Annotated in this window: 9 protein-coding genes and 1 pseudogene; all 10 read right to left on the bottom strand. The window is 71.7% G+C overall.

Annotation, left to right across the window (positions count from 1 at the left end):
- The coding region (locus ACWGH4_RS25635; protein WP_453465084.1) for an SDR family oxidoreductase at positions 1-755 on the bottom strand (755 nt) is incomplete at its 3' end.
- A gap of 161 nt (positions 756-916) precedes the next feature.
- Complete coding sequence (locus ACWGH4_RS25630) at positions 917-1,789, bottom strand: helix-turn-helix domain-containing protein (RefSeq protein ID WP_453465081.1); 873 nt, start codon at positions 1,787-1,789, stop codon at positions 917-919.
- Between the two features lie 88 nt (positions 1,790-1,877).
- Positions 1,878-2,894 (bottom strand): Rieske 2Fe-2S domain-containing protein, encoded by a 1,017-nt coding sequence (locus tag ACWGH4_RS25625; protein WP_453465078.1) that lies wholly within the window; start codon positions 2,892-2,894, stop codon positions 1,878-1,880.
- A 2-nt stretch (positions 2,895-2,896) separates the two neighbouring features.
- Positions 2,897-3,133, bottom strand: a complete 237-nt coding sequence (locus ACWGH4_RS25620; protein WP_453465075.1) for a recombinase-like helix-turn-helix domain-containing protein — start codon at positions 3,131-3,133, stop codon at positions 2,897-2,899.
- 40 nt (positions 3,134-3,173) lie between these two features.
- Positions 3,174-4,109 (bottom strand): PDR/VanB family oxidoreductase, encoded by a 936-nt coding sequence (locus ACWGH4_RS25615; RefSeq protein ID WP_453465072.1) that lies wholly within the window; start codon positions 4,107-4,109, stop codon positions 3,174-3,176.
- 57 nt (positions 4,110-4,166) lie between these two features.
- Complete coding sequence (locus tag ACWGH4_RS25610) at positions 4,167-5,792, bottom strand: thiamine pyrophosphate-binding protein (protein WP_453465069.1); 1,626 nt, start codon at positions 5,790-5,792, stop codon at positions 4,167-4,169.
- 9 nt (positions 5,793-5,801) lie between these two features.
- The gene (locus ACWGH4_RS25605; protein WP_453465066.1) at positions 5,802-6,590 is read right to left on the bottom strand and encodes an SDR family oxidoreductase; all 789 of its coding nucleotides are present in this window, start codon (positions 6,588-6,590) and stop codon (positions 5,802-5,804) included.
- A 19-nt stretch (positions 6,591-6,609) separates the two neighbouring features.
- Complete coding sequence (locus ACWGH4_RS25600; protein ID WP_453465063.1) at positions 6,610-7,365, bottom strand: SDR family oxidoreductase; 756 nt, start codon at positions 7,363-7,365, stop codon at positions 6,610-6,612.
- Positions 7,358-7,879: a cupin domain-containing protein gene (locus ACWGH4_RS25595; protein WP_441266892.1), complete on the bottom strand. Its 522-nt coding sequence runs from the start codon at positions 7,877-7,879 to the stop codon at positions 7,358-7,360. The genes ACWGH4_RS25600 and ACWGH4_RS25595 overlap by 8 nt, the downstream gene beginning before the upstream one ends.
- 11 nt (positions 7,880-7,890) lie before the next feature.
- Positions 7,891-8,237: pseudogene (locus tag ACWGH4_RS25590) on the bottom strand (alpha/beta fold hydrolase); the annotation flags it as partial.

Raw genomic sequence — 8,237 nt, 5'->3', positions numbered from 1 at the left:
GTGTAACCGCCGTTGAGGAAGATCGTCTGGCCGTTCGCCCACCAGCCGTCGGTGAGCAGGTGCCGCACCCAGGGAACGACGTCCTCGATCTTGGTGAGGTCCCCGTTCATGGCGGACGACTTGTGGTAGGCGATCGAGTCGTCGTCCTCCGCGGGGTAGAAGAACGAGGTGTCCATGGGGCCGGGGGCGATGTTGTTGACCGAGATGTTCCGGCCGAACAGCTCCTTCGACAGGGCCCGGGTGAAGTGCTCGACCGGTGCCTTGCTGCCGGCGTACGAAGAGTAGAGGCCGGTGTAGGCGGCCAGCAGCGACGTGACGATGGTGATGATCTTGCCACCGTCCTCCATCCGGCGGGCGGCCTCGCGCATGACGAAGAACGCGGCCTTGGAGTTGACCGCGAACATCCGGTCGTACTCCTCCTCCGTGATCTCGGTCAGCGGCTTCTTCAGCACCATGCCGGCGGTGTTGACGCAGTGGTCGAGCTTGCCGAACCGGTTCACGACCTCGTCGAAGACGCGCTCGACCTCGGACGTCCGGGTGAGGTCGGCCTGGATCGCGAACGCCTCACCGGGACCGGCGTTGATCTCGTCGGCCACGGCCTCCGCCTTGGCCCGGGAGGAGTCGCTGTTGTAGTGCACGACGACCCGAGCGCCCTCGGCGCCCAGGGTGGTGCTGATGAGCGCGCCGAGGTTGCGGGACGCGCCGCCCACGAAGGCCACCTTGCCGTCGAGTGTCTTGTCCGGTGTGTTGACCATGATTCCCACCTGCGGTTGTCGTGGCTGGAAGGCGCGGCCCCGGTGGGTTCCGTGGCCGTGCGACCCCTACAGGTTCGCCAGGAACAGGCATACCGATCTTGAACGATCCGATCAGCCGTGGAACAAAGCACTCACCACATGCCCCGGACGTGCCCCGGCGGTCAGCCCCGGCCGCCGTCGCGCAGGATTCGCGGTGTGGCGCCGTCGTGGCGCCGCATCATCCGCGTCAGATGACTCTGGTCGGCGAACCCCGCCTCTGCCGCGATCTCCGCGATCGGCCTGTCCGTGCGGGTCAGTTCGCGACGCGCGTGCTCCAGCCTCCGCTGGAGCACGTACCGGTGCGGTGACTCGCCGGTCGACGTCCGGAAGACCCGGGTGAAATGGGATTCGCTGACCCCCGCCACGGCGGCGAGGTCCGCCAGCCGGATGCGCCGGGCCAGGTTGGTGTGGATGTAGTCCAAGACCTCCGCCAGCCGGCGGGGCGGCAGCCCGCCGTCGCGGCTTCCGAGGGACCCTCCTTCCCCGGCGACCCGCAGGACGACGGCCGCGGCCGCCTGTACCAGCGACTGCGCGTAGAGGGTGTCCGCCGGGCCGGGGCCCGCGTACTCCGCCGCCAGCCGCTCCAGCAGCATCTTCAGCAGCGGATCGGTGAAGTGGAACCGCGGAACCAGCTCGACGGGTCCCTTGGCGCCGCCCTCGACGGCCAGCTTCTCCAGCCACAGCGGGTCGATACCGAGGAGCAGCAGTTCCACGTCCTCCTGCCAGCGCGGCCGCGACGCCCAGCCCGCCGGATTGACCAGGGCCTCCCCGGGATGGAACCGCTCCCTGCGCGGTGTCCCCTCCGCGGACCAGCGCAGATCCGCCGATCTGCCCGTCTGCACCACCAGCACGTGCACCGGCGGACCGACGGGCAGTGGCGCCGTGTCCGAGAGGCCTGCCGCGCGCTCCACCGACCGTTCGACCACGGCATGATCGAGGTCGGCCCCGCTTCCGTGCAGGCACCGCAGGTGAGGCTTGATGTGCGACTCGCTCACCCCGCCATTGTCCTCCCGAAGGGCCGGACGCGGTGTCCGCCGCCGCGTCCGGCACTACAGGCGGCATGGCCGGCGGCCCGTTCGGCGCTCAGGCGCCCACGGAGGACTGTTCCTCCGCAGCCGCCCGGAACAGCCGGCGCAGCCGCACCACGCCCAGGTCGTGCTGGTACAGGTTCTCCTGCTGGTCAGCGTCGGCCGGCATCGCCTCGAGCATCACCCGGTCCTGCTCCAGCACCTCCCAGTGGCGCTTCTCGATCAGCGTCCGGTAGAGGAAGCGCCAGGTGTCGCGCTGCCAGCCCTCGACCCGGCGGTAGCGCCAGAAGAAGACCCCGGTGCGTCCGGCGTCGACCGGGCAGGTTATGCCGACGATGCCGAACGGTCCGCCCGGGCCGGCGGACGGGGGGTACGGGATGGACAGGTCCACCCAGTCCACACCGGTCCGGCACAGCTCCACCCAGTCGAAGTTGACGCCGCGCTGATCGGTCTTCTCGAAGAAGTAGCCGCGGTCGGTCTCCCGGATGCGGAACTTGGCCGTCGTGTCGCCGTCGGACATCGTGTGCGACTCGTGGTGCAGGAACGCCCCGTGCATCGGGTCGAGCAGGTTCTCCATGGCGTACCGCCACGGCACGTTCCATTCCGCGTAGCACAGGAACGCGTCCGTGCCCGGATCGGTCAGCGGCTCGGGCAGCACCAGTTCCGGCGGCTCCGGGTGCTCCTCGTCGCCGAAGTAGGCGAGGATCGCGCCCGCGGCCTCACGGACCGGCAGCGACGTGACGAGCTTCTTGCCCTCCAGGTTGCATCCCGGCAGGCCCGGCACGGAGGAGACCGTGCCGTCCGTCTCGACCTCGACGCCGTGGTACCAGCAGGCGACCCGGTCCCCGAGGTGCTTGCCGAGCGACAGCGGCGCGCCGCGGTGCGGGCAGCGGTCGGCCAGCATCGACAGGGCGCCGTCGGAGCGGCGGAACAGCAGCCACTGCTCACCGAGGGCGGTCACCTTGCGCATCGCGCCCGGGGCGACGAAGTGCGAGGGGACGACGGCGTGCCACTGGTTGCGCAGCCCGTTGGCGTAGATGTGGTCCGCGGTGGCGGACGTCGACAGCGTCATGGTCAGGCTCCCAGTCGGTTCATCTCGGCGCGGAAGGTCTCCTCGGTCCACGGCGTGCCGTCGGCGGCGTGGACCTTGCGCGCGTTGAGGCCGCGGACCACGTCGGCCAGTTCGTGTCCCTCCTCGGTGAAGATCTCCTCGAGGGTGGCGGCGAGTCGGTACTCGTACGGTGTCGGCTCGTGGGTACGGGACTGGTGGACGTCCAGGTACGGCCAGGCGCCGGTGGCGGTGTCGGTCACGGTGTCTCCTGAAAGTGCGGGGGAAAGAGGGGCCACGGGGTCACAGATCGAGGACGAGCCGGCCGGAGGTACACCGCGAGACGCAGATCATCATCGTGGCGCCGGAGGCGTGCTCGGCCTCACTGAGCAGGAAGTCGCGGTGCTCGGGGGTGCCGTCGAGCACCCGCGTCTCGCACGTACCGCAGATGCCGTCCCGGCAGGAACTGTTCACGCTCAGGCCGGCAGCCTCCGCGGCGTCGAGGATCGAGGCGTCCGCGCCGACGCTGAGCGTCACCCCGGAGGCGCGGCACTCGACCTCGAACGCCGCGTCGTCGCCGTCGCGTTCCACGACTGGAGCGGCGAACCGCTCCAGCCGCAGCCGGCCTTCCGGGCACCGGCCCTCCACGGCGGCGAGCAGCGGTTCGGGGCCGCACGAGTAGACCAGGGTGCCCTCGCCGAGGTCCGCGAGCGCCGCGTCCAGGTCGATGTGGCCCTGCTCGTCCTGCGGCACCAGCGTCACATCGCCGCCCAGCGCGGCGAGTTCGGCGGTGAACGCCATCGAGGCGCGGCTCCGCCCGCCGTACACCATCCGCCACGCCGCACCCCGGCGGCCCGCGTCCCGGGCCATCGCCAGCAGCGGGGTGATCCCGATGCCGCCGGCGACGAAGACGTAGCCCTCGGCGTCCTCCAGGGCGAAATGGTTGCGCGGCTCGGACACTGTCACCGTCTGACCGGGACGCAGCGTGGTGTGCACATACCGCGAACCACCGCGCGACGACGGCTCGTTGAGGACGCCGACGCGGTAGACGTCCGGTGCGTGCGGGTCACCGCACAGGCTGTACTGGCGGACCTGGCCGCCGACGTGGACGTCGAGATGCGCGCCGGGCGTCCAGGCCGGCAGGGGTTTGCCGTCGGGGTGGGCGAGTTCGACGGACAGCACGCCCTCGGCCTCCCATGTCATACGTCGGACGATCAGCTGCAGCGTGTTCTCGCTCATGGCCTGGTGCCTCCTTACCGGCAGTGGGCAGTACGGGCGGGATTCGAGGGTCCGGAACTACCGGCCCGGGATCCTCACGGGCGGGGTGAACGGGTTCTTCATCGGGCCGAGCGCCTCGAGATCGACCTCGACCAGCGTCGGCCCGTCGGAGGCGACCGCCTCGGAGATCACCGGTGCGGCGTGCTCCTCGGCCGAGATCCGCAGGTACGGCAGGGAGCAGGCGCGGGCCAGCAGCTCGAAGTCGGGCGCCTTGAGGTCCACGCCGGAGCGCCGCTCGCCGTAGCGGTCCTGCATGTTGCGCAGCACGCCGTAGCCGCCGTCGTTGAACACGATCAGCGTCAGACGCGGCCGTTCCTGGGCGAGGGTGAGGAGCTCGCCGAGGTGGACGGCGAGACCGCCGTCACCGGCGATCACCACGGTCGGCGCGCCGGGCCGGGCGAGCGCCGCGCCGATCCCCATGCCGAGGCCCTGCCCGATGCCGCCGCCGCGCGGGAAGACGTTGTCCCGCGGGTCGTACATCTCCAGGAGCCGGTTGCCCCAGCTGCTGGACGGGATGGTGACGTCACGGGCGACGACCGCGTCCCGGGGCAGCGCGGCACGGATCGCGTCGCAGATCGCGGCCTGCGGGCCGATGCCGTCGTGCAGCGCCGCCCGCACCTCCGCGCGTACGGCCCCCACCCGCTCCACCCAGCCGGCCTCCGCCTGCCTGGCGTGCGGCAGCAGGGCGCCGAGGACCGCGGCCGCGTCGCCGTGCAGGCCGTGCGTCGCCGGGTGGACGCGGCCGAGCGCGGCCGCGTCGGCGTCGATCTGGATGTGGGCCGCGGGCAGCCCGAGCGTGTAGTCGGCTGTCTCGTTGGAGCGGAAGTGCGTACCGACGGTGAGCAGGACGTCCGCGTCCGCGAGCAGCGCGCGGGCGGCGGGGGTGGTGGCGAAGTTGCCGACGACCTGCCCGTGGTCCTCCGGCACCGCCCCGCGGCCGGAGTTGGAGGTGAGCAGGCCCGCCCCGGTGGCCTCCAGCAGCCGTACGAGCTCGCCGCGGGCACCGGTGGCTCCGCCGCCGGCCCAGATCAGCGGGCGGCGTGCGGAGGCCAGCAGCGCGCCGGCTGCGGCGAGTTCGCCGTCCCCGGGGCTGGGGACGGCCGGTGCGGGGAGCTCGGCGGGAGCGTCGGACTGGGCCGCGTACTGGAGGTCGATCGGCCACTCGACGCTCGCCGGACCACCCGGCACGGCGAGCGCCGCGCGCGCCGCCTCGCGCAGGATCCGGCCGGCCTGTGCGGTGTCGGGCACGCTCGCCGCGTACGACGACACGGCGCGCAGCATGCCCAGCTGGTCCTTGGTCTCGTGGATGAACCCCCGGCCGCTGCCGAGGTATTCGCTCTCGACCTGGCCGGTGACGTGCAGCACGGAGCTGCCCGCGCCGAGGGACTCGATCAGCGAACCGGCCGCGTTGCCCGCGCCGGTGCCGGTCGAGGTCAGTGCGCAGCCGATGCCGCCGCGGGCACGCCCGTAGGCGTCGGCGGCGTTCACGGCAGAGGCTTCGTGCCGCACGGGCACGAATCGCAGATCGCGGTCGACGGCCTCGACCAGCGGCAGGTTGTGCACGCTGACGATGCCGAAGACGGTGTCGATGCCGAGTTCACGCAGGACGGCGACGAGGAGATCGCCTCCGGTGTCGTGACGCATGGTGTCTCCTCAGAGGATGGAGCGGCCGACTCCGCCGCAGACGTCGATGGAGGTGCCGGTGATGTAGGAGGCACGCGGGGAGAGCAGGGCGACGACCGCGTACGCGACCTCTTCCGCCCGGCCGAGGCGGCCCAGCGCGATCCCGCGGTCGGCGGCGAGTTCGGCCTGCCAGTCCTCGTAGCTCGTGCCGGAGCCGGCAGCCGCGTGCCGGCGGGTCCACTGACCGGTGTCGACGAGGCCCAGGCAGACCGAGTTGACCCGGATGCCGTCGCCGGCGAGCTCCGACGACAGGGACTTGGAGAGGTTGAGGATGCCGGCGCGGGCGGCGCTGGTGGTGATCAGCCGGGGCTCCGGCTGCTTGGCGAGGACCGCGTTGATGTTGACGATGCTCGCCGCGTCGGAGGCGGCGAGATACGGGCGCGCGGCGTGCAGGGGGTTGAGCACCCCGGCGAACTTCAGCTCCAGCTCGTCGCGCCAGTCGTCGGCGGTGGACTCGTCGAGGCTTTTCATCCGGGACTGGCCGGCGTTGTTGACCAGCCCGTCGATGCCGCCGAAATGCCCGGCGGCGCGCAGCACGAAGTCCCGCACCGCTGCGGCGTCCCGTACGTCGCACACCCCGGTCAGCAGCCGGTCGGGTGCGGCGCCGAGGCGGGCGGCCGCCTTGTCCAGCCGGCCGGCGTCGCGGCCACACGTGGCGACGCGGGCGCCCTCGTCGAGCAGGGCGCGGACCGTGGCCAGGCCGACGCCCGAGCTGCCGCCGGTGACCACGATCGTGCGGTCGGCGAGGCCCAGATCCATAACTCGGTTCTCCTGCGGTTCAGTTCATGGTGAAGCCGCCGTTGACGGCGATCACCTGTCCGGTCAGATAGCGGGACTCCTCGCCGAGCAGGTACGAGACGATCCCCGTGAGGTCGTCCGGCTGCTGCGGCCGGGAGACGGCCCGGTTGGCGCGGTAGAGGTCGTGCCGCTCGGCGGGCACGCTCTCCGTCGCCTCGCACTCGGTCAGACCCGGGGCGACGGCGTTCACCGTGATGCCCTTGTCGCCGAGCTCCCTGGCCATGGCGCGGGTGAGCGCGATGACGGCGCCCTTGGAGGCGATGTAGTGGGACAGCCGCGGCGAGCCGTACAAGGCGGCGTCCGAGGCGATGTTGACGATCCGGCCCGGGGCGGTGAGCTGCGGGTACAGGGCCTTCGACACCAGCCAGGGGCCGCGCGCGTTGACCGTCATCAGGCGGTCCCACACCTCGACGCCGATGTCCCAGAACTCCTTGCCGCCCACGCCGTTGGCCAGTGCCGCGTTGTTGACCAGCCCGTACAGCGGACCGAGCTCCCGCACGGCGCCGGCCAGTGCGGCGACCGACGCCGGGTCGGCCACGTCGCAATGCACGAAGTGGGCGTCGAGGCCCTGTGCGAGCAGTTCCGCGGCGGCCTTCTCGCCCGTCTCCCGGTCCAGCTCGGCGAGGACGACCCGGAAACCGTCCTCGCCGGCCCGGCGGGCCATGGCCAGTCCCAGGCCACGGCCCGCGCCGGTGACGACGACGGTGCGCACACCGGTGAGGGGCGTGTCAGTCACGGGTGACGCCGTGCATCGGCGAGTACTCGGGGTAGGTCGGCACCTGCGGCTTCTGCGTGCCGATGACGACGCAGAACAAGGCGTCGGTGTCGCCCTCGTTCTTCAGGGAACGGGTCACACCGGCCGGCACGACGATCATGTCGCGGTAGCCGAGCGTGCGGTACTCGACCTCGTCGGGGCCGCGGTGGATACCCACGCGGACCTGCCCCTCGAGGACGAAGAAGGCCTCCTCGACGTCGTGGTGGGTGTGGGCAGGGCCCTCGGCGCCGGGCGGCAGCAGCATGTTGGAGAACGTGAAGCCGCCGGAGGGCAGGATCCGGCTGTCGTTCTCGTGGTTGCCGGTGGCGCCGGAGCCGACGTAGCGGATCTGGCCGCGGCGGTACTGCGGGCCGGCCTTCTCCTGGAAGGAGAGGGTGCCGAAGTCCGCCACACGGGAGTCCTTGGTGGCGATGAGGGAGTCGGTGTACGAGGCGAGGTCGCCGCCGTTGTCGTACTCGGTGGTGGTCAGAGGCATGAGAACAGCTCCTACTCGGGGATGCGTGCGGTGATGCGGAGGTGGGAGAGGACCCAGGCGTTGAAGTGCCCGGGTTGCTCCTGGTTGGCCAGGTGACCGGCGTCCTTGACGATCACGTAGGCGGCCTTGTGGACGGCACCGGCTATCGCCTGGCTCGCCTCGGTGCCGGTGACGGTGTCCTGGTCGCCGCAGAGCACGAGGGCCGGCGCGACGATCGAGGGAAGTTCGGCGCGCAGGTCGGCCGCGGCCATGGACTCGGCGGCGTACGCGTAGCCCGGCAGCCGTACCGAGGCGGCCATGGTGTCGACGACGCGCCGGACCAGTTCGCGGGGTGCGCCGGGCGACACCAGCCGCGGAC

The sequence above is a fragment of the Streptomyces sp. NPDC054847 genome (genome assembly GCF_053610925.1).
The sequence above is the reverse complement of the archived record's forward strand: the minus strand, read 5'-3'. Positions and strand labels throughout refer to the sequence as shown.

Coding starts and splice junctions, on each gene's coding strand:
- ACWGH4_RS25625 (WP_453465078.1), bottom strand. CDS start 2,894: ATGACGCTGTCGACGTCCGCCACCGCGGACCACATCTACGCCAACGGG.
- ACWGH4_RS25615 (WP_453465072.1), bottom strand. CDS start 4,109: ATGAGCGAGAACACGCTGCAGCTGATCGTCCGACGTATGACATGGGAG.
- ACWGH4_RS25610 (WP_453465069.1), bottom strand. CDS start 5,792: ATGCGTCACGACACCGGAGGCGATCTCCTCGTCGCCGTCCTGCGTGAA.
- ACWGH4_RS25605 (WP_453465066.1), bottom strand. CDS start 6,590: ATGGATCTGGGCCTCGCCGACCGCACGATCGTGGTCACCGGCGGCAGC.
- ACWGH4_RS25595 (WP_441266892.1), bottom strand. CDS start 7,879: ATGCCTCTGACCACCACCGAGTACGACAACGGCGGCGACCTCGCCTCG.